The organism is Nocardia kruczakiae NBRC 101016, from assembly GCF_001612965.1.
In the GTDB taxonomy this organism is placed as follows: domain Bacteria; phylum Actinomycetota; class Actinomycetes; order Mycobacteriales; family Mycobacteriaceae; genus Nocardia; species Nocardia kruczakiae.
In genome coordinates, this window is record NZ_BDBL01000027.1 from 70,513 (window position 1) to 90,188 (window position 19,676).

Annotated in this window: 19 protein-coding genes; 12 read left to right on the forward strand and 7 right to left on the reverse strand. The window is 69.6% G+C overall.

The window, feature by feature from the left end; genetic code table 11:
- Window positions 1-1,065 carry an NAD-dependent epimerase/dehydratase family protein gene (locus tag NK1_RS20040; protein WP_063010747.1) on the forward strand — a complete coding sequence of 355 codons (1,065 nt, stop codon included), beginning with the start codon at window positions 1-3 and terminating at the stop codon, window positions 1,063-1,065.
- A gap of 36 nt (window positions 1,066-1,101) precedes the next feature.
- Here NK1_RS20040 and NK1_RS20045 read toward each other — a convergent pair whose 3' ends face one another.
- The 6 genes from NK1_RS20045 to NK1_RS20070 form a co-directional block, all read right to left on the reverse strand.
- Entirely contained in the window at window positions 1,102-1,557 is a 456-nt protein-coding gene (locus NK1_RS20045; RefSeq protein WP_063010846.1) for an SRPBCC family protein, read from the reverse strand.
- Window positions 1,557-2,081 (reverse strand): DUF4142 domain-containing protein, encoded by a 525-nt coding sequence (locus NK1_RS20050; protein ID WP_157104359.1) that lies wholly within the window; start codon window positions 2,079-2,081, stop codon window positions 1,557-1,559. The genes NK1_RS20045 and NK1_RS20050 overlap by 1 nt, the downstream gene beginning before the upstream one ends.
- Window positions 2,082-2,374: 293 nt before the next feature.
- Window positions 2,375-4,015 carry a phytoene desaturase family protein gene (locus tag NK1_RS20055; protein WP_063010751.1) on the reverse strand — a complete coding sequence of 547 codons (1,641 nt, stop codon included), beginning with the start codon at window positions 4,013-4,015 and terminating at the stop codon, window positions 2,375-2,377.
- A 3-nt stretch (window positions 4,016-4,018) separates the two neighbouring features.
- A complete protein-coding gene (locus NK1_RS20060; RefSeq protein WP_036510888.1) occupies window positions 4,019-4,480 on the reverse strand; it encodes an SRPBCC family protein in 462 nt (153 codons plus the stop codon).
- Window positions 4,481-4,662: 182 nt separating this feature from the next.
- The gene (locus NK1_RS20065) at window positions 4,663-5,751 is read right to left on the reverse strand and encodes an NAD(P)-dependent alcohol dehydrogenase (protein ID WP_063010753.1); all 1,089 of its coding nucleotides are present in this window, start codon (window positions 5,749-5,751) and stop codon (window positions 4,663-4,665) included.
- Between the two features lie 3 nt (window positions 5,752-5,754).
- Window positions 5,755-6,222 (reverse strand): DUF4334 domain-containing protein, encoded by a 468-nt coding sequence (locus NK1_RS20070; RefSeq protein ID WP_063010848.1) that lies wholly within the window; start codon window positions 6,220-6,222, stop codon window positions 5,755-5,757.
- Window positions 6,223-6,305: 83 nt separating this feature from the next.
- Here NK1_RS20070 and NK1_RS20075 point away from each other — a divergent pair, with 83 nt between their 5' ends.
- Both NK1_RS20075 and NK1_RS20080 read left to right on the forward strand, forming a co-directional pair.
- The gene (locus NK1_RS20075; RefSeq protein ID WP_063010755.1) at window positions 6,306-6,854 is read left to right on the forward strand and encodes a TetR/AcrR family transcriptional regulator; all 549 of its coding nucleotides are present in this window, start codon (window positions 6,306-6,308) and stop codon (window positions 6,852-6,854) included.
- 82 nt (window positions 6,855-6,936) lie between these two features.
- Window positions 6,937-7,776, forward strand: a complete 840-nt coding sequence (locus tag NK1_RS20080) for a glucose 1-dehydrogenase (RefSeq protein WP_063010757.1) — start codon at window positions 6,937-6,939, stop codon at window positions 7,774-7,776.
- Between the two features lie 8 nt (window positions 7,777-7,784).
- On the opposite strand, the gene NK1_RS20085 is transcribed toward NK1_RS20080, so the two are convergent.
- A complete protein-coding gene (locus NK1_RS20085) occupies window positions 7,785-8,309 on the reverse strand; it encodes a DUF4383 domain-containing protein (protein ID WP_063010759.1) in 525 nt (174 codons plus the stop codon).
- A 176-nt stretch (window positions 8,310-8,485) separates the two neighbouring features.
- Between NK1_RS20085 and NK1_RS20090 the strand changes: the two genes are divergently transcribed.
- The 9 genes from NK1_RS20090 (at window position 8,486) to NK1_RS20130 (ending at window position 19,667) form a co-directional block, all read left to right on the forward strand.
- Window positions 8,486-10,912 (forward strand): molybdopterin oxidoreductase family protein, encoded by a 2,427-nt coding sequence (locus NK1_RS20090; protein ID WP_084461260.1) that lies wholly within the window; start codon window positions 8,486-8,488, stop codon window positions 10,910-10,912.
- A complete protein-coding gene (locus NK1_RS20095) occupies window positions 10,909-11,397 on the forward strand; it encodes a hypothetical protein (protein WP_063010761.1) in 489 nt (162 codons plus the stop codon). The genes NK1_RS20090 and NK1_RS20095 overlap by 4 nt, the downstream gene beginning before the upstream one ends.
- A gap of 32 nt (window positions 11,398-11,429) precedes the next feature.
- Window positions 11,430-12,254, forward strand: coding sequence for a BON domain-containing protein (locus tag NK1_RS20100; RefSeq protein WP_063010763.1), 825 nt, complete (start codon window positions 11,430-11,432; stop codon window positions 12,252-12,254).
- A gap of 29 nt (window positions 12,255-12,283) precedes the next feature.
- Window positions 12,284-13,063, forward strand: a complete 780-nt coding sequence (locus NK1_RS20105; protein WP_218023144.1) for a metallophosphoesterase family protein — start codon at window positions 12,284-12,286, stop codon at window positions 13,061-13,063.
- A 618-nt stretch (window positions 13,064-13,681) separates the two neighbouring features.
- Window positions 13,682-14,839, forward strand: a complete 1,158-nt coding sequence (locus tag NK1_RS20110; protein WP_063010765.1) for an AMP-binding protein — start codon at window positions 13,682-13,684, stop codon at window positions 14,837-14,839.
- Window positions 14,840-15,014: 175 nt separating this feature from the next.
- Window positions 15,015-15,680, forward strand: a complete 666-nt coding sequence (locus tag NK1_RS20115) for a rhomboid-like protein (protein ID WP_063010767.1) — start codon at window positions 15,015-15,017, stop codon at window positions 15,678-15,680.
- 145 nt (window positions 15,681-15,825) lie between these two features.
- Window positions 15,826-17,961, forward strand: coding sequence for an acyltransferase family protein (locus tag NK1_RS20120; protein ID WP_374726700.1), 2,136 nt, complete (start codon window positions 15,826-15,828; stop codon window positions 17,959-17,961).
- Window positions 17,962-18,044: 83 nt separating this feature from the next.
- Window positions 18,045-18,995 carry an alpha/beta hydrolase family protein gene (locus NK1_RS20125; RefSeq protein WP_245660685.1) on the forward strand — a complete coding sequence of 317 codons (951 nt, stop codon included), beginning with the start codon at window positions 18,045-18,047 and terminating at the stop codon, window positions 18,993-18,995.
- A 54-nt stretch (window positions 18,996-19,049) separates the two neighbouring features.
- Window positions 19,050-19,667: a TetR/AcrR family transcriptional regulator gene (locus NK1_RS20130; RefSeq protein ID WP_063010771.1), complete on the forward strand. Its 618-nt coding sequence runs from the start codon at window positions 19,050-19,052 to the stop codon at window positions 19,665-19,667.
- The last annotated feature ends 9 nt before the right edge of the window (window positions 19,668-19,676 follow it).

The window sequence follows — 19,676 nt, forward strand, 5'->3', positions numbered from 1 at the left end:
ATGCGTATCGCGATCACGGGCGCGAGCGGGAATGTCGGCACGGCGCTGCTGCGGGCGCTGCCCGAGGCCGAGATCGTCGCCATAGCCCGGCGTCCGCCGCCCACCGACCGGGCACCGTATGCGCGGGCACGATGGGTCGCCTGCGATATCGGGCACCCCGCGGCCCGTCCTACCCTGGCGGCGGCCTTCGACGGGGTGGACGCGGTGGTGCACCTGGCCTGGGCCGTGCATCCGCGCCGTACCGATCCGCCGCTGGAACGCACGAACCGGATCGGCACCGACCACGTGCTGGGCGCGGTGGCCGACAGCGGCGTGACGCATCTGACGGTCGCGTCGTCGGTGGCCGCCTATTCTCCCGCGCCGCGCTGGACCCGAGTCGACGAGCGGCAGCCCCGCGACGGCGTACCCGGGGGTGCCTACAGTCTGGGCAAGGCCGAACTGGAACGGCGGCTCGACGCCTTCGCCGGCGAGCACCCGGCGGTGGGCCTCGCTCGGATCCGGCCGTGCGGCACCGCCCAATCGGAGGCGGCCGCCGAACTCGGCGACTGGCTGCTCGGGCCCTGGCTGCCGCGTTCGCCGGTCGGCCGCCGATGGTTGCCGGTACCGCTGTGGCCGCGGCTGCGTCTGCAACTCGTGCACGCCGAGGACGTGGCCGCAGCGATCCGGGCCATTCTGGTGCGCCGGGCCACCGGCGCGTTCGACCTGGCCGCCGAACCGGTACTCACCGCGCCCGCGCTGACCGAGATCTTCGGAGGATTCCGGGTTCCCGTCCCGCGCCCGGTGCTGGCCGCTGCGGCCTTCGCGGGCTGGCGACTCGGACTGCTGCCGTTGCACCCGGCCTGGCTGAAGCTGGCCGATCGGGCGTGTCTGGTGCGGGCGGAGCGAGCGCGGCGTGAACTCGATTGGCGGCCCGCGCATTCCGCGGTCGACGTGGCGACGGAGCTGGCCGCCGGGCTGCGCGCACGCACCTCCGGCGGCAGCGCCACGCTGAATCCGGAGCCGATGCGTTTCCGGCCGGGACGCCCGACGCATCAGGATCAGCGGCCGCAGCATCGCAGGCGATGAACGCCGATGAGCGAGCCCTGCGGCCGGCACCGATCACTAGGGTTTGCGGGTCTCGACGTAGTGTGCGGCCACCAGATCGCAGAGCCGGGCCAGTGACTGTTTGTTGCGGGGCTTGAGGGCCATGGTCTGCACCACGTCGGGGATGAGCCGGCCCGGTCCGCGGATGATCTCCTCGCTCATGCTCACCTCGGTGGTGTCGGCGTCGATGGGAGTCATCGCCAACCGGATCCACGCCACTCCCACCGGCCACAGCTCGGCCTCCAGTTCGATGCTGTTCGGCGGATCCACGGCCACCACCCGGGTCGCCTGCTGGGCCATCAGCGGCCAGGCGCCGACGCTGTGATGGATCCGGGAGCCGATCCGCGGCCAGTCCTGGTCCACATCGCGCATGTGGGTGGACCCGACCACCCAGTGGCCGTAGGACCAGCCGTCGGAGAGTACGGCGAACACCTGCTCGGCCGAACCGGGGACTCCCATCGTGACCTCGCCCATCAGCACACCGCCAAGGCGTCGCGAATCATGTCCAGATGGTGCTGGACCACGGGCGCGGCGTTCTGTGCCAGCGCCGTGACCTGCGGGCTGCTGCCCTGCGCGGTCTCGGTGGCGCTAGCCTGCAGCGTCTGGACGTGGAATCCCTCCTGCATGTGCAGCCAGGCCAGGTCGTAATCGCGGCCGGTCTTCATCGCCGTCTCGCGCATCTGCTGCGACTGGTCGGCGGACGGCATCATCGGAAGGGGCACGCCGTTGGGGATCGCGACCGCGGCGCCCATCGCCTCGAGCCGGGTGTGGTCGGTCACGAGAACGGGACCGAGATCTCGCACCTGCTGACAGGTGCCCATGGCCGCCGCGCCCGCGCCGGACAGCATCTCGGTCAAATTCCCCTGGTGGACGGCGACGAGAAAATCGCTGTCCTGCGCCGACAGCGCGGCCGGTTGAGCAGCCCCGACCCCGGTCACGCCGAATCCGAGGCCGACCGCGGCGGCGGTAACGACCAGCAGACGATGCGGTGATTTCATGATGTGCTCCTGTTCGCTGGGTGTTTGCAGCCCGAATGCCCAGCGCGGCGCGTCGTACACGTGCCGCCGGTGCACACAGCACCACCGTTTCGCCGCGCGGGATCACCGGGGACCGGGTGCGCCAAGTCCAGGCCGGGGCATGGCGGCCCGGCAGCGAGGTCATGCGGACCTTGGCGGCGCATTCGACGCTCTCGTGGCTGTCCCATGTCGGCAGTGCCTCGGCCGCGCCGATACGACGATCGGCGGGGGTTCGTCGATCGTCGGTGCCGGCTCGCGCAGCCGTCTCCGTCCGGTCAGCGGTCGATGTCGTAGAGTGCGGAGTGCAAGCGGGACAACAACTTTCGCCGGGGCCAGCCGGTCGGGCGGGAGTCGGCCAGCGCGGCGCGGGCGGCGTTGGCGCCGCAGGTGCCGTGCACGCCGCCGCCCGGATGTGCCGAGGCCGAGCCCAGATACAGTCCCGGAACGACGGTTTCGGGCCGGCCGAGTCCCGGGACGGGGCGCAACACCAACTGCTGGTGCAGCTGGGACGTGCCGCCGTTGACCGCGCCGCCGACGAGATTGCCGTCGGCACTGTGTAAATCGCTGGGCCGCTGCACGATCCGCGCGTGAATCCGGCTGCCGAAGCCGGGCGCATGGGCTTCGAGGACGGCGTCGACCCGTTCGGCCAGCAGGTCGGCCGAGGCGTCGTCGGTGACCCCGCGCGGCAGATGGGTGTAGGCCCACGCCGATTCGGTGCCGGGCGCCGACCGGCTGGGATCGGCCGTTGTCATCTGACCGAACAGCAGGAACGGCGTGTGCGGCACCACGCCGGTGCCGATATCGGTGGTCCACCGCGCCAGCCCCGCCCGGTCGGCGCCCAGATGCACCGTGCCCGCCTCCCGCAGCTGTTTCGACCGCCACGGAATCTGTTCGGAGAGGGCGTAATTCACCTTGACGGTGGGAGCGTCCCAGGTGAATCGTTCCAGATCGGCGCGCAGCCGCTGCGGCAGATCCGCGTCGGCGAGCAGCCGGGTGTAGAGCGTCGGCGCGTCGATATCGGCGATGACCGCCTTGCGAGCCCGCACCATCTGACCCGCGGCCGTGATCACGCCGTCGGCGCGCCCGTTGCGAATGACGACGCGTGCCACCGGCTGTCCGCAGTGGACCCGGGCTCCCGCCGATTCGGCACGGTGCACCAGGGCCGCGCTCAGTGCCCCGGCCCCGCCCACGGGAACCGGGAATCCGCCCTCCTGGGCCAGCATGCTCAGCAGATAGCCGTAGACGCCGCTGCCAGGCGCGTCCACCGGGACATCGGCGTGCATCGCGTTGCCCATGATCAGCAATTTGGCGGCTTCGTCGTGGAACAGTTCGTCGACCATCCGCCCGACCGGCAGGACCAGGAACCGCAGATACCGGAACAGCTCGGCGGATCCGAGATCACGCCACAATCCGGCCGCCCCGCGCACGGGCGGGAACGGGCCGAGGAACGAGCCGAGCAGATGTTCGCGCACCTGCCGCCACTGCTCGACCAGCCGCATCCAGGTGCGGCCGTCGCGACTGTCGCGCCGAGCCAGCGCCTCGGCCGTGATCTCGGCGTCCGGATGTACGACGGCGGCATCCGTGTCCTCGGGACCGCGAGGGTGGCCGTACACGATGGGCGCTCGGCTCCACCGCAATCCGTGATCTTCCAGACCGAGGCCGCGCAGCGCCGGCGAGGCGCCGGCCATCGGATAGAACGCGCTGAACAGATCCATCCGGTAGCCGGGCACCAGCTCGGCGCTGCGCACGGCGCCCCCGGCGGTGTCCTGGGCTTCCAGCACCACCACATCCCAGCCATGATCGGCGAGCAGCGCGGCGCTCACCAGGCCGTTGTGCCCGCCGCCGATGATGACGGCGTCGACAGGCGCGGCATCGAGCGGCGCCGAACCACCGGGCGTGGGCGAGGATACGGGCATGTGCTACGGCCGGGGCCGGTCGACGTCGCCGCGCCACGCACCGGATTCCCGTGGGCGCGATTCGATGAAGTCGCGGAAACGCTCGAGGTCACCCTTGACGCGACGATCGAGTATGCCGAGCTTGTCGGCGACGTTCTCCACGAACCCGTCGGGATCGATATCCATCTGCGCGGTCACGCGCGTGGTGTCCTCGTCGAGCCGATGGAAGGTGATCACTCCGGCGTGCCGGGGACCGGCCTCCGAGGTCCACGACACCCGCTCGTCGGGGTGCTGCTCGGTGATCTTCGCGTCGAATTCGCGCGTCGCGCCGGCCACGTGCACCGTCCAGTGGGTGTGCGTGTCGTCGCGCTGTTCGACCCGCTCGACGCCCTGCATGAACTGCGGAAACGATTCGAACTGGGTCCACTGGTTGTAGGCGGTGGTGACCGGTACGTGCACATCGACCGATTCGGTGACTGTTGTCATGCTGCGACCTCCTCATGGTCTCGGTGGGCAACGCTGACGCCATACCCGCGCCGCGCGCTCGTACACGGATCACTCGGTCCCGGCGTCGCGTGCGTACCTCGAGCGGACCACCGCGAGCAGTGCGGCCTGCCGGGCGTGGCCGGGGATGTGCCGCCCCGGCAGATCCCGCCCGGCGGCCGCGGTCACCAGGTCAGCACGGGTTTGACGACACGTCCCGCGTGGTGGTCGGCCAGGGCGGCGCCGATTTCGGTGTACGGGTAGGACCGGACCAGCCGGTCGAGCGGCAGCCGGCCGGCCCTGTGGAGCTCGAGCAGTTGCGGGATGAACCGCTGCGGCACGGCATCGCCCTCCAGGCAGCCGTGAATGGTCTTGCCGCCCAGCACGATATCGCGCATATCGAGCTGCGGGACGCCGATGCCGAGGCCGACCGCCGCCACCGCGCCGCCGGTGGCCAGCCCCGTCACCGCCGCCGCGAGCACATCGGGACGACCGGTGGTGTCGAGGGCGTGGGTGGCGCCGCCGCCGGTGAGTTTTTCTATGGTCGCGGCGGTCTCGTCGCCCGGGGCCAGGGCGGCGGCCGCGCCGAGTTCGAGGGCGAGCGCACGGCGATCCGCGGAGGGTTCGACCACCAGCACCGTGGTGCCGGGAAGTGTCCGCGCGGCCAGCAGCCCGGCCATGCCGACCGCACCCGCGCCGTAGATCACGATCTGCGAATCCGGTTCGGGGGAAAGCACATTCAGTACCGCGCCCGCGCCGGTCTGGAAGCCGCAGCCCAGCGCGGCGGCGACGGCGAGATCGGTGTCGCCGGGGACGACGACCGTATTGTCCACGGTGCTCAGCGCGTATCCGGCGAAACTCGACTGCCCGAAGAAGCCGTCACGCACGCGGGTGCCGTCGACGGTGATGCGGGGCGAGCGATCGGCACGGCCGCCGAACTGGTTCAACGCGGTGGATCGAGCACAGTAGGGCAGGCGGCCGAGCCGGCAGTTGCGGCAGGTGCCGCAGTGCCGGAACGTCAGCACGACCCGGTCGCCGGGCCGCACGCCCGCCACCTCGGCGCCGACCGCCGCCACCACACCCGCGCCCTCGTGGCCGAGCAGGATCGGGCGATCGGCGGCGCCGGCGGCGCGGGAGACCAGATCGGTGTGACAGATTCCCGACGCCTCGATCCGGACCAGGATCTCGTCGGCGCGCGGCTCGTCGATCGTGACGGATTCCAGGCTGAATGCGGCCCGCGGATCGCGCGACAGCGCGGCAGTGGTCACCGGCACGGCTCAGACCCGCTCGAGCAGGAAGTAGAAGTATTCGCCGCCGGCCAGCACCAGTTCGGGTCGTCCGTTCATGATGCCCATCAGCGTGTTGTCGTCGAGGCGCTTGAAGTGGTCGAACACCGCGCGGCCGTCGTAGACCATGGTCGCGGTGACCTCGCCGCGGAATTCGATATTCCACAGCGTGGCCTCACCGCCGCCCAGTTCGACATCGGAGTACAGCGTGCCGTCCTCGGCGCGGCAGATCAGCGGCTTCGCATCCATCGTCGAATGGAAGGTCTTGCCGTACCAGCCGCTCTTGTCCAGTGCGCGGCACAGCGGGTGTCCGGTTCGGAAGGCGGCGCCCTTCCATTCGCCGAGGATGTCCTCGGCGCGCACGACCGCGAGTTCGGCCCACAGCCGGTCCAGCTCGTCCGTCGATACTCCGCTCGATTGCGCCGCCAACTCGCGCCAGCGTTCGGTCGTCCCGGTCATCGCATCCTCCACAGTTTTCCCGAACCAGCCGGTTCGGGAACCTACACCCGAACCGGCTGGTTCGGCAAGATAGGATCCGCGGCATGCGCGCAGCAGGCCATGCCACCAGGGAGCGAATCCTCGCCGCGGCCAAGGCGGAGTTCGCCCGCTACGGCATCGCCGGGGCCCGGATCAACCGGATCGCGGAGGCGGCCAATGCCAGCAAGGACCGTCTGTACGCCTACTTCACCGGCAAGGACGACCTCTACGCGGCGGTGACCGAGCAGTGGGCGACCGAGACCACCGCCGAGACCGCGCTGGACGCGGGCGATCTGCCGTCCTATGTCGGCAGGCTCTTCGATCACTATCTGCACCACCCCGACAACGCCCGGCTGCAGGCGTGGGCGGAGATCGAGCGCACCCATATCCCGGGCGCCGACGAGGCGATCCGGCGCGCGGTCGCACCCAAGATCGCCGAGATCCGCCGCGGTCAGCGCGCCGGGCTCATCACCGGCACCTTTCAACCGCTGACCCTGCTGACCCTGCTGACCGATCTCGCCCGCACCTCCGCGGTCCACGCCCTGCACGACGACGACGCCGAGGACCGGCGCGCCGCCACCGTCCTCGCGGCCCGGCGGCTGATCGCCCCGTGAGCGCGGCGCTGGTTTGCCCGTAGCGGGTGCGGGTAGCGCGAGTGCTGAGGGTTCACCGCCGCCACGTCGACAGGAGATCGCGATGGGTTTTCCGGAGCAGCAACAACAGGTCCCCGGGGTGCAGCAGCGGATGTCGCCGCAACCGGACTGCGGGGAGGACAGCTATCGGGGATCGGGCAAACTGACCGGGAAGGCGGCGGTGATCACTGGCGCCGACAGCGGAATCGGCCGCGCCGTGGCCATCGCTTTCGCGCGCGAGGGCGCCGATGTGCTGATCTCCTACCTCGACGAACACGAGGACGCGCAACAGGTCGTCGCGCTGGTGGAGCAGGCCGGCCGCAAGGCGGTCGCGGTGCCCGGTGACCTGTCGGATCCCGAACACTGCAAGGCCGTCATCGACCGCGCCGCAACGGAATTCGGCAAGATCGATGTCCTGGTCAGCAACGCCGCGTATCAGATGACGCACGAAAGCCTCGACGAGATCTCCGGCGACGAATGGGATTACACGTTCAAGCTCAACGTCGGCGCGCTGTTCCACCTGGTGAAGGCGGCCGTCCCGCATATGCCGGCGGGCGGCTCGATCATCGGCAGCTCCTCGGTGAATTCGGATATGCCCTCACCGACGCTGGCGCCCTACGCGGCCACCAAGGCGGCCATCGCCAACTTCTGCGCCAGCCTCGCACAGATGTTGGGAGAGAAGGGGATTCGCGTCAACAGCGTCGCGCCGGGCCCGATCTGGACGCCGCTGATCCCGTCCACCATGCCGGTGGAAAAGGTCCGCAACTTCGGCGACGACGTCCCGCTCGGGCGGGCCGGGCAACCCGCCGAGCTGGCCGCCTCCTATGTGCTGCTGGCCTCCGACGACGGCAGCTACATCTCCGGTGCGCGGCTCGCCGTCACCGGCGGCCGGCCGATTCTCTGATCGGCCCGTCAATCGGTCCGCCCGTGGCCGGTCCCGGGCGGAGCGGACTCCGGACGTCCCGGCTGCGGCGATCCCTCGAACAGGATGGGACGGTCGCCGGCCGGACCGAGGAACAGACCGAGCAGCAACATCGCCGCGCCGAGGCCCAGATGCAGCCAGTTGTCCGCGGTGTTGACCGGAATGACGTTCGCGCTCGACTCCTTGTCCACGACCAGGCCGTACACCCAGAGCGCGAGGTAGACGACGCCGCCCGCGATGAGATAGGTCCGCGCGGTCATCGTCGTGCGGCCCATCGCCAGACCCGCGACGCCGAACACCAGATGCACGATGTTGTGCAGCGCCGAGACCTGGAACACGCCGAACAGCTCGGCGCCGGAATGGTGCCCGGTCCAGGTGAGCATGTCGTAGTTCGTGGTCACGCCCGGGATGAACCCGAGCACCCCGACCACCAGGAACGCCGCCCCGACCACATAGGCTGCGGCCTGCACCGGGGAAACCCGTGCCCGATGCCGAGGTACAGATGCGGTGGCCATCGCTGCTCCCTTCGAATGCCGAAGATTCGCCCGTGACTTCGACGGTAACCGCACCGGACCGCCGCGAACAGCGCGAACCCGTTACAACCCGGTCGGCGCGGGTATCGCGGACACGGACCGGGCTGTGGCCAGGACCGGGTTCGCGCCATCCGCCACTCTTCGTCTCCGAGGTGACCATGCATATCCGATCCGGTACCCACACGGCCGGGGCGAGCGAACACGACCGCATCGCGCACCCGTGGGGGACGCGCACTCCGTACGGGCCCGGGCAACCGTGGCCGGCACGCGTGGACATGTTCCTGGCCGAAGGGGTGCGCGAGGACATGGTGGAACGCTGGGTGCCGACCGCCTCGGTGCTGCATTCCAACGGCGACGCGATGGATATCGCCGTGCGCGAGGGCCGCATCGTGGGGGTGCGCGGCCGCGCCGGGGATCGGGTCAACCGCGGGCGGCTGGGACCGAAGGACCTGTTCGGCTGGCAGGCCAACAATTCTCCCGACAGGCTGACGGCTCCGCTGGTGCGCCGCCGCGGCAAACTGGTCGAAACCGATTGGGACACCGCCATGTCGATGGTGGCCGAGCGGACCCGGGAGCTGCTGGGTGAGCGCGGGCCGGGATCGATCGGCTTCTACACCACCGGGCAACTGTTCCTGGAGGAGTACTACGCGCTCACCGTCCTGGCCCGCGGCGGCATCGGCACCAATCATCTCGACGGCAACACCCGGCTGTGCACCGCCACCGCGGGTGAGGCGCTGAAGGAGTCGTTCGGCTCCGACGGGCAGCCCGGCAGTTACGCCGACGTCGACCACGCCGACGTGATCGCGCTCTACGGCCACAACGTCGCCGAAACCCAGACCGTGCTGTGGTCGCGCATGCTCGATCGCCTGCGCGGCCCGAATCCGCCCGCCCTCGTCTGCGTCGACCCCCGCACCACACAGGTGGCCCGCGCGGCCACCATCCATCTGGCACCGCGCCCGGGCACCAACGTGATGGTGATGAACGCGTTGTTGCACGAGCTGATTCGCAACGACTGGATCGATCGCGACTACATCGCCGCGCACACCGTCGGATTCGACGAATTGCGTCGACAGGTCGCCGGCTGCACGCCCGAACGCGCGGCGGAGATATGCGGCGTGCCGGCGGACGACCTGCGGGCCGCGGCGAGGGTGATCGGCACCGGCGAGCGGGTGCTGTCGACCGTGCTGCAGGGCTTCTACCAGTCTCACCAGGCCACCGCGGCGGCGGTGCAGGTCAACAACATTCATCTGATTCGCGGCATGCTGGGCCGGCCCGGCTGCGGGGTGCTGCAGATGAACGGCCAGCCCACCGCCCAGAACACCCGCGAATGCGGTGCCAACGGCGATCTGCCGGGATTCCGAAACTGGGCCAACGATTCTCACGTCGAGGAACTGGCGCGGCTGTGGAATGTCGACCCCGAACGCATACCGCACTTCAGCGCGCCGACGCATCTGATGCAGATCCTGCGCTTCGTCGAGGACGGCTCGATCCGCTTCCTGTACGTCAACGGCACCAACCCGGCGGTATCGCTGCCCGAACTCGCGCGCGTGCGCGCCCTGCTGTCGCAGCGGCGGCTGTTTCTCGTCGTGCAGGACATCTTCCTGTCCGAGACGGCGCAATGGGCGGATGTGGTGCTGCCGGCGGCGACCTGGGGCGAGAAGACCGGCACCTTCACCAACGCCGACCGCACCGTGCACCTGTCGGAGAAGGCGGTCGAGCCGCCCGGCGCCGCCCGGCCGGATCTGGACATCTTCCTCGACTACGCCCGCCGCCTGGATCTGCGCGACGCCGACGGCGCACCGCTGCTGCCGTGGCGGACGCCGGAAGAGGTGTTCGAGCAGTGGAAGCGGTGCAGTGCGGGACGCCTGTGCGACTACTCGGCGATGAGCTACGAGAAACTGCGCGCGCTGGGCGGTATCCAGTGGCCGTGCACCGAGGAGCATCCGGAGGGCACCGAGCGCTTGTACGCCGACGCGAAATTCCGTGCGGCGCCGCAGGATTGCGAAACCTACGGTCGCGATCTGATCACCGGAGCGCCGCTGGAGCCGACCGAATATCGCGCGCTGAACCCCGAGGGCCGCGCGGTCATCAAGGCCGCGGAGTATCTCCCGCGGCACGAGTCGCCGAATGAGGACTATCCGTATGCGCTGATCACCGGTCGCACGCTCTACCACTTCCACACTCGCACCAAAACCGGCCGGGTCTCGCAACTGCAGGCCGCCGCGCCGGAGGTGTGGGTGGAGATGGCCGCCGAGGACGCCCGCCGCGAAGGGTGGGACGACGGCGACCTGGTGCGCGTGCGCACCGCGCGCGGGCAGGTAACGGCCCGGCTGCGCACCGGCGACATCCGCCCCGGCGTGGTCTTCCTCCCGTTCCACTACGGCTACTGGGACACCGCGGCCGGCGATCGCCCAGCCGGGAAGGACGGCACCGCCGCCAACGAGCTCACGCCCACCGAATGGGATCCGGTGTCCAAACAACCGCTGTTCAAATCCGGCGCGGCCGCGATGGAACTCGTGCGCCCCGGCCGGCGATCGGAACGGACCACCACACCGGCGGTCGAACTGGAGCGGAGTGTGCGATGAACGATCTGGACGCCATGCTCGCCGAAATACACGGCAGCGACACCCATCTCGGCACACTGCTGATCCGCACCGCCGATCGTCACCGCACCGACCACGAGGTCCACCACGTGTGCCGGGATCTGCTGGTCTGGACCGACGAGCATCGCCGCAAACTGGCCCACACCGGAGAACGGCGCGGCCTGCACCTGGACGCGTCGCCGCTGTCGGTCGCCGGACCGGTGGAATCGGCGCGCCGGACGCTCGGGGCCCTGGTCGGCCGGCGGCACGCGCCCGCGCTGCTGTTGCTGCGCGATCTGCGTACGCTCCACAGCCATGCCGCGGTGGTATCGGTGAACTGGGAAATCCTGGCCCAAGCGGCGCAGGCGGCGAGGGACGGCGAACTGCTGGACCTGGCCTCCGACTGCCATCCGGAGACGTTGCGACAAATGCGCTGGGCCAATGCCAAGATCAAGGAGACCGCTCCCCAGGCCGTCGCGACGCCGTGAATACCGCTGCCGACGGCGGGTATGCGCCCGCTATGACTGCCTCGATAGAGCAGTTGCTGCACACGCTCACCAAGGTGGTGAACGCGCTGCTGGCCCATGAGATCGACTTCGCGGTCGGCGGCGGCTGTGCGGTGTACGCGCGCGGGGGTCCCGCGAGCGACCACGATGTCGACATCTACGTCAAACCGGCCGACGCCTTCCGGGCTCGCGACATCCTGACCGCGTCCGGACTGCATGCCGTCGACCCGCCCGAGGACTGGCTGACCAAGGTGTACGACGGAGATACGCTGGTGGACTTGATCTTCCGGCCCAACTACCGCAACGTCGACGACGATCTGCTGGGCCGCGCGACCTGGATGCGGATAGGCCCGGCGGCGGCTCCGGTGCTCAGCGGCACCGATCTGATGGTGGACAAATTGATGGTCCTCGACCCGCACCGGCTCGATTTCACCCGGCTGCTGGCGATCGCCCGGGATCTGCGGGAACAGGTCGACTGGCGGCGCGCCCGGGACGAAACCGAGGTCTCGCCGTACGCACGGGCGTTTCTGGCGCTGGTCGAGGATCTCGGAATCGGAGGTGAGGTCATGGCTCAGGACTCTGGCGACGAGGTGTTGCCGCAATATCTGGTCGCGAATCTGCGGCGGGCCTTCGCGGAGGACCCGCGTACCGCGGAACTCGGCGTGCAGGTGACCATCCGCGGCGCCGTGGTGGTGTTGTGCGGAGAGGTCGGCAGTGAACAGCAGCGCAGGGATCTGGAGGACATCGTGCGCGAGCGGGCGCCGAAACTGCGTATTCACAACGATATTCGGGTGTCCTCCACGCAGTCGCCCGTCGTCGATCACGAACGGCTGAGCTGATGACGGGCCCGGGACGGACGACCGACGGGGTGGTGCGCATCGCGGCGGTGGCCGATATCCACCTCGGTGCCGAGTCGCGGGGGACGCTGCGCCCGGCATGGGAGCGACTGCCCGAGGAGGCCGACGTGCTGCTGGTCGGTGGCGATCTCACCCGGCACGGCACCCTCGACGAGGCGCGGGTGGTCGCCACCGAACTGGAGGACCCCGGCGTGCCGGTGATCGCGGTGCTCGGCAATCACGACCACCATTCCGATCTGCAGGACGACATCACGGCCCTGCTGCGCGATCACGGGATCCGGGTGCTGGAGGGGACCTCCACCACGGTGACCGTGGGTCCCTATTCGCTGGGCGTGGCGGGGACGAAGGGCTTCGGCGGCGGCTTCGCCGGCAAGTGCGCGAGCGTGTTCGGTGAGCGCATCATGCGCGACTTCGCCTCCTACACCGTCGATCTCGCCGACGCGCTGCATGTCGCCCTGTGCGGGCTCGACACCGATGTGAAGGTCGCGCTCACCCACTATTCCCCCTGCGGTGACACCCTGCACGGCGAGCCGCCGGAGATCTATCCGTTCCTGGGCTCGTACCTGCTCGGTGAGGCGATCGACACCTGCGGAGGCGCCGATCTGGCGATCCACGGGCACGCGCACGCCGGATACGAGCGCGGCACCACGCCCGGCGGGGTCCGGGTGCGCAACGTGGCCCAGCCGGTGATCCGCGCGGCCTACACGGTCTACGATCTCTCGGTGCCGGAGCGGGCGGACGGTTCCGGTGCGCCGAGCGAGTCGCACGACGCCGCGCGGACCCCGGCCTGACAACGAATTGCCGGAATATCCGGACGGGGAAGTGTCGCCGAAGTTCTGGTAATTCCCCCGGGCTGCGGAATCATTTGTGGAGAATAGCCGAGGGTGGGTGCGGGAAGCCCTGGACCCAGCGGCGGGAATTGTCTTCCGGCCGATGCGGGAAGGATTGTTCCGAGCGGTCGTGACGTGAAATGGCACGCCCGCCCGGTCCGGGAAGACGTCGGCGTCTCGCTCGGTCAGGTGCTGCGACCGGCCCCGGGGCGCGACGGGAACGACCGGTGCCGCAGGAGGTTTCGCGGTGTCGGTGAGCTCGACGGACGGTACCTGATGAAGATCGCCGAGCGGCTCGGCGTACGCACAAAATCGCGCACATTCAACCGTGCAAATGTGCTTGCATCCGTAAATGCTTTCGCACAACACGTGACAATGCGCGCGGTTGCGCATTGTTGTTGTTCTGGCTAATGTGTCCGCATCCCGGTGGCGTACATGTGACGTTTCCTTCGCAGGCGATGCGTCGCTGCCTGTGTCCGCATGTGATCGGGTGCGAGCGTGTACTGCGGGGAGGAATGCGGTAGATATCGGACAAGGGGGAACAAAGATTGGTATTCGATGACAATAAATTCTGCATCGGTGAATATTCGAGGATATCGGGGCAGGGATATCGCGACCGGTGCCGGTAGGCCCGCGCTGTTGTTCAGCGCGGTCACGACCGCCATGCGGATGCGCCCGTACGCGACGGTGTCGAGCATGCACGACAGCCGGACCTTCGGTGACCTGCTCGCCGAGGTCTCCGACAAGGCCGCGCGATTCGATACGGTGTTGCGTCGTCCGCGTGCGAGAGTCCTTGTGGCACTCGGCAATTCCCCCGGATACATCTCGACGATGCTGTCGCTGCTCGCCCGCGGCGACATCCCCGTCCTGGCCAATCCGGCACTGCCGCTCACCGCGATGCGCGAGCTGATCGAGGAGTGCGGCATCGACGCCGTCGTCGCTTCCGGCCAGGCCGGCGGAATCCGGCTCGACGAACGATCCTGGGCACAGCGCACCGATTTCGACGGCGACCGCCCGGCCCTGCACCGCGACACCGAACTGTGCCGCGTCGCGTCGGCGCCGTCGCGGCGACTGGTCTGTCTCGAGTACTCCGCGACCGCGGTGCTCAACGCGGCCACCGCGTGGGTGGGCGCGAGCAAACTGCGCGAATCCGATCGCACGCTGTGTTTCGCGGGTCTGTTCGGGCGCTTCGGATTCCACACCGCCACCGTCGCCAATCTCGTCGCCGGCGCCGATCTGGTGCTTCCGGCCGGAACCCACGCGCCGGGCAATATCCATCGTCACCTGGCCGCGGAGTCGCCGACCGTGCTGGTGGCCGAACCGGCCGTCTATCAGGCGATGGTGCAGGGCACCCGGGAGGACCTGTCGGTCGACGTCGCGGCGGCGCTGCGCCGGATCCGGCTGCGGCTGTCGCCGCATTCGGTCGCCTCCTCGGTGGCGGCACGGGTGCGGGCCGTGTCGGGCCCGATCACCATCTGCTACGGCCTCGACGAAACCGGCCCGGTCGCCTACGGTTTCGACGCCGCCGACGGTGCGCCCGGTGTCCACCTGCTGTCCGGAGTCCGTATGGAGAACCGCTCCACCGACGGCGAGCAGTACGCGCGCGTGCACACCAAATCACTGGCGACGACCTACCTCAACGACCCGCTCGAATTCGAACGCGCCCTCACCGGCGACGGCAGCTATCTGAGCCGCAGCCTGGCCGGCCTGCCCGCATCGGTCGTCGACGCCGGCTGACGGCGGCGGCGCGGCCGGGGCATGCCGCCGCCGCACCTCGGCATTTCATCCGCGGTGGGTGATGCCGCCGTCGCGCGGGCGATACACAGTCGATGCGCCGGCGCTCGACGCCTCGTGAGCGCCGGGCCCGATCGGCCTGTGAGGAGCCCCGGTGGCGAATCGACGATCTGAGCGGATGCGTGGTCGTGCCGCCGCGGCATGGCGTTACGTCCGCACGGCGCCGTGGACGTTCTCGTGGTTGGCACTGCTGCTGGTGACCACGATCGTGCAGCATGCGGTGCCGCTGGACGACCTGAAGATCATTCTGGGCGAGCGCTCGACGAATCTGTCGAATCTGAAGAGCGATCCGCTCCACGTCCTGGTGACCAGCCTGCTGTGGGTCGCGGGCTACTTCTGGCTGCCGTATCTGGTGCTGTACTGCGTCTTCCACGCGCCCGCCGAACGGTGGCTGGGAGCCCTGCGCTGGGCGATCGTCGGATTGCTCGCCCATGTGGGCGCCACCTACATCAGCGAGGGGCTGCTCGGCTGGGCGATCCGGCACGGATATGCCGATCCCGCTCTCGTCGACGTGCGCGATATCGGCGTCAGCTACTTTCTCGCCGGCATCATCGGCGTGCTGACCTATCACCTCGCGTATCCCTGGCGATGGGTCTATGTCGTTGCGGCCACGGCATGTTTCGCCGCGCCGCCGCTGATCCACCTGACCTTCACGGGAATCGGCCACTTCTCGGCCTTCCTGATCGGCCTGGTGTGCTACCCGCTCACCCGGACCCGGACCGCGCCGACGTGGAATCCGGCGCGGGCGTGGCGGGAGCGTCACCGTCGCGCGCGCGCAGTGTAGTTCATCGGTGCGCACCTGGAAAGCCAAGTGGCGCTGATTGTTTGCGGCGTGCTAAGAGAGTGGACGTGTTGTGGTCTGCGCGTGTTCATCTCCACCCCCGTGTGTCGGTACCGGCGCCCCTTTGCGGGAACCGGCGTTTCGCGTGGTGACCGGAGGTATCGCTCGCGCCCGGGTCGCCGCGCCGCCGCCGGCGCGTTCGGGGCCGGCGCGTTCGGCGTCGGGCGCCGAGACCGCGTCGAACAGCAGGACCGCCTACCGCGGTGACCTGGACGGGTTGCGCGGTGTGGCGATCGTGCTGGTGGTGGTGTTCCACATCTGGTTCGGCCGGGTCTCGGGCGGCGTCGACGTCTTCCTGGTGCTGTCGGGGTTCTTCTTCACCGGACTGCTGGTGCGCCGTGCCGAGCGGGGAACCGTCGGCGTCGGATTCACACTGCGCCGCACCGGGCGGCGGCTGCTGCCGGCGATGGTCGTCGTCCTGGCCGCCGTCGTGGCCGCGACGATCTCCACGCGGCCCTATACGCAATGGTCGGATCTGGCGGGACAAACCCTGGCGTCGCTGTTCTACTACCAGAACTGGCGACTCGCGACGAGCTGGTCGGACTACCTGGCCGCGGATCCGTCGGTGAGTCCGCTGCAACATCTGTGGTCGATGGCCGTGCAGGGACAGTTCTATCTGCTCGCCCTCGTCGTGGTGGCGCTGGTCGCCGCGGTGCTGCACCGCATCGACCGCATCGCATTGCTGCGTCCTGTCCTGGCCGGTCTGATCGCACCCGCGGCGGTCGTGTCGCTGCTGTACGCGACCCACGGCGCGGCAACACATCAGGGCTGGAACTACTACGACAGCGGCGCGCGGCTGTGGGAGCTGCTCGCGGGGGCGGCGCTGGCGCTGGCCGGACCGGCCGTGCTGCTGCCGCGGATGCTGCGGGCGGTGACCGCGCTCGCCGGTCTGGCGGGCGTGCTGTTCTGTGGCTGGCTGATCGTCGACGGCGCGAACCGCTATCCGGGCCCCGCGGCGCTGGTGCCGGTGCTCGCCGCGGTGGCGGTGATCGTCTCCGGAAACAACGTCGCCGCGACGGACATGCCGTGGCCCAATCGGATTCTCTCCTCGCGGCCGGCGCAGTGGCTCGGCGAGATCGCCTATCCGCTCTATCTGTGGCACTGGCCGATTCTCATCTTCTACCTCGCCGAATCGGGTCGCCCGCACGCCGGGTTGCGCGACGGCGCGCTGGTCGTCGCGGCGTCGCTGCTGCTGGCATGGGTAACGCACCTGCTCGTCGAACAACCGTTGCGACTCGGAGCGCGCAGTGCGCCGCTGAGTTCGTCGACCCTGTATCGGCGTGGCGCGGGCGCGCTGGTGTGCGCGGTGGCCGTCGCCGTGGTCGCGGCCACGGGTGCATGGCAGTTCGGTGTGGTGCGCATGCATCCCGCGCAACCGACGCGACCGCTGGATCGGGTGCTGTATCCGGGTGCGGAGGCGCTGGCCGCGGGGGCACCGACCCCGCAGGCGCCGATGCGGCCCACGGTCTTGCAGGCTCCCGGCGAACTGCCGCCGCCCACGCTCGACGGCTGCATCGCCGACTGGGACACCCGCGAGGTGGTCACCTGCACCTACGGCGATGCGAGCGCCACCCGCACCCTGGCGGTGGTGGGCAGTTCCCATGCCGAACACTGGGTTCCGGCGCTCCAGGAACTCGCCGCACAGCATTCCTTCCGCATCCAGGTGTATCTGAAGATGGGCTGCCCGCTCACCCTGGCCGACGACGCCACCTACAAGGGGGAACCGATTCCCGACTGCCGGGACTGGTCGCGCGCGGTCCTGGACCGCCTGGCCGTCGACCGTCCGGACTGGGTGTTCACCACCGGCAGCCGGCCCCGCACCGGAACCGGCGACGAGACACCGCCCGAATATGTGGACGTGTGGTCGGCCCTGGCCGACCGCGGGCTCGACGCCGTCACGATCCGCGACTCACCGTGGTTGCGCCACAACGAGATCCGTTACGCGGCGGCCGACTGCCTGGCCGGCGGCGGCGACCCGGTCAGCTGCGGTATGCGCCGCAGCGATGCGCTCGATCCGGTCGATCCGCAGCTCGAACCGGCCTCGCGCTACCCGAACATCTTCCCGATCGACCTGAGCGACGCGTTCTGCGATGCGTCGGTGTGCCCGGTGGTCGCCGGCAACATCCTGATCTACCACGACGAACACCATCTGACCTCGAGCTATTCGCGCTCGCTGTCCGGGGCTCTCGGCCGGGAGTTGGGACCGCTGCTGCACTGGTGGTAGTGCCGCGCGTCACGTGGGGCGACACCGCGGCTCGATTGCCAGTACCGTATCCCACGAGTGGCTCGAGCAGGAGGTGCCCGCACGTGGTGGGCGTTGAAAAGGGTGGGGCGCGCCGGTGGGTGATGGCCGGGGTACTCGCGGTCGTCGTCGCGGCGATCGGTTTCGGTTCCGTGGAACCGGCAGCACCGGACGGGCATGCCGGTCCGGCGGTGCCGGGCCTGAGCATCCAACCGGCCGAAGCCGGTGTGCCGATCCGGATCGCGTACGGCCGCGAAGCCGATACCTTCGGTGACCTCTATCTGCCCGCCGGTGGGCCGCTGTCCGGATCGTCCGGCCGGTGTCCGGTGGTGGTGCTGATCCACGGCGGCGGCTGGGCGCAGTACCGCGATCTGACCCAGTTCTCCGCGCAGGCCCGCCAACTCGCCGAATCCGGTGTGGCGGTGTGGAATGTCGAGTATCGGCGGGTCAACGGTGCCGGCGGCTGGCCGGTGACGTTGACCGATGTCGACGACGCCGTCGCAGCCCTGGGCACGGTCGTCCAGCAGCGCGCCGGGGGACGGCTGGATCTGGGCAACGTCCATCTCGCCGGTCATTCGGCGGGCGGACAGCTCGCGGCGTGGGTCGCGGGCCGCCGGACCGACGGCGAGGCCGCATCGCGCGGGTTGCGCATCCGCAGTGTGACGCTGATGGCCGCGGTACTGGATCTGGACTACGCGGTGGCACACGGCAACGACGGATTCGCGCGCAAACTGCTCGGCGGTCTGCCCGACGAGGTGCCCGACCGCTACCGGTACGCCTCGCCGATCGTCAATCTTCCCCGGGGCGTGCACATCACGGCCGTGCACGGCGACGCCGACCGGGTGGTGTCGGTCGAACAGAGCCGCCGCTACGCCGCGGCCGCCCGCCGCGCCGGCGACCCCACCGACCTGCACATCCTGCCCGGTGTCGGGCACGCCGAATTCACCGATCCGGGCTCTGCGGCATGGTCGGTGGCCCGGGTGGCGATTCTCGCGAGCATCGCGGAATCGGCGTAGCCGGGCACCGTCCCTGCCGCGCCCGGCCGCGACCGATAGTGTGGATTCGTGACGATGGCGGACAGACAGTACGGCGGCCGTGCGGTGACCGAACGCCGGGCCGAACGCCGTCAGCGTTTCATCGTCGCGGCGACGAAGGTGTTCGCCGAACGCGGCTATGCGAATTGTTCGCTGGCCGATGTGTGCGCCGCGGCGGGACTGTCGAAACGGCAGTTCTACGAGGAGTTCCAGACCCGCGAGGATGTGCTGATCGCCGCCTACGACCGGGTCCAGGACGAGGCCGCCGCGGCGGTCATGCGGACTCTGGGCACGCTCTCACCGGCCGATCCGGCGCAGGCGATGGCGGTGGTGCTGTCGGCGTATCTCGACTCGATCACCTCCGATCCGTACCGGGCCAAGCTGGCATTCATCGAGGTGGTCGGCGCGAGCGACCGGATGGAGCAGCATCGCCGCGAACGCCGGCACGGCTGGGTCACCCTGCTGGAGATGGTGGTCGTTCCGATCGCCGGCCAGGGCGCGCGTCTGCGCGGCGGCGCCGCACTCTCGGCGAGCGTGCTGATCGGCGCGGTGAACGGTCTGGCCCACGAATGGTTGCTGATGCAGCCTCGTCCCGACGTGAGTGAGCTGACCGATCTCCTGATCCCCGTCGCACTGTCGTTGATCGAGACCTGATCCGCACCT

Excerpts from the sequence above, each read along its gene's own strand:
- NK1_RS20040 (WP_063010747.1), top strand. The coding sequence starts at position 1 with ATGCGTATCGCGATCACGGGCGCGAGCGGGAATGTCGGCACGGCGCTG.
- NK1_RS20045 (WP_063010846.1), bottom strand. The coding sequence starts at position 1,557 with ATGGGCGAGGTCACGATGGGAGTCCCCGGTTCGGCCGAGCAGGTGTTC.
- NK1_RS20050 (WP_157104359.1), bottom strand. The coding sequence starts at position 2,081 with ATGAAATCACCGCATCGTCTGCTGGTCGTTACCGCCGCCGCGGTCGGC.
- NK1_RS20055 (WP_063010751.1), bottom strand. The coding sequence starts at position 4,015 with ATGCCCGTATCCTCGCCCACGCCCGGTGGTTCGGCGCCGCTCGATGCC.
- NK1_RS20060 (WP_036510888.1), bottom strand. The coding sequence starts at position 4,480 with ATGACAACAGTCACCGAATCGGTCGATGTGCACGTACCGGTCACCACC.
- NK1_RS20070 (WP_063010848.1), bottom strand. The coding sequence starts at position 6,222 with ATGACCGGGACGACCGAACGCTGGCGCGAGTTGGCGGCGCAATCGAGC.
- NK1_RS20075 (WP_063010755.1), top strand. The coding sequence starts at position 6,306 with ATGCGCGCAGCAGGCCATGCCACCAGGGAGCGAATCCTCGCCGCGGCC.
- NK1_RS20080 (WP_063010757.1), top strand. The coding sequence starts at position 6,937 with ATGGGTTTTCCGGAGCAGCAACAACAGGTCCCCGGGGTGCAGCAGCGG.
- NK1_RS20085 (WP_063010759.1), bottom strand. The coding sequence starts at position 8,309 with ATGGCCACCGCATCTGTACCTCGGCATCGGGCACGGGTTTCCCCGGTG.
- NK1_RS20090 (WP_084461260.1), top strand. The coding sequence starts at position 8,486 with ATGCATATCCGATCCGGTACCCACACGGCCGGGGCGAGCGAACACGAC.
- NK1_RS20095 (WP_063010761.1), top strand. The coding sequence starts at position 10,909 with ATGAACGATCTGGACGCCATGCTCGCCGAAATACACGGCAGCGACACC.
- NK1_RS20100 (WP_063010763.1), top strand. The coding sequence starts at position 11,430 with ATGACTGCCTCGATAGAGCAGTTGCTGCACACGCTCACCAAGGTGGTG.
- NK1_RS20115 (WP_063010767.1), top strand. The coding sequence starts at position 15,015 with ATGCGTGGTCGTGCCGCCGCGGCATGGCGTTACGTCCGCACGGCGCCG.
- NK1_RS20130 (WP_063010771.1), top strand. The coding sequence starts at position 19,050 with ATGGCGGACAGACAGTACGGCGGCCGTGCGGTGACCGAACGCCGGGCC.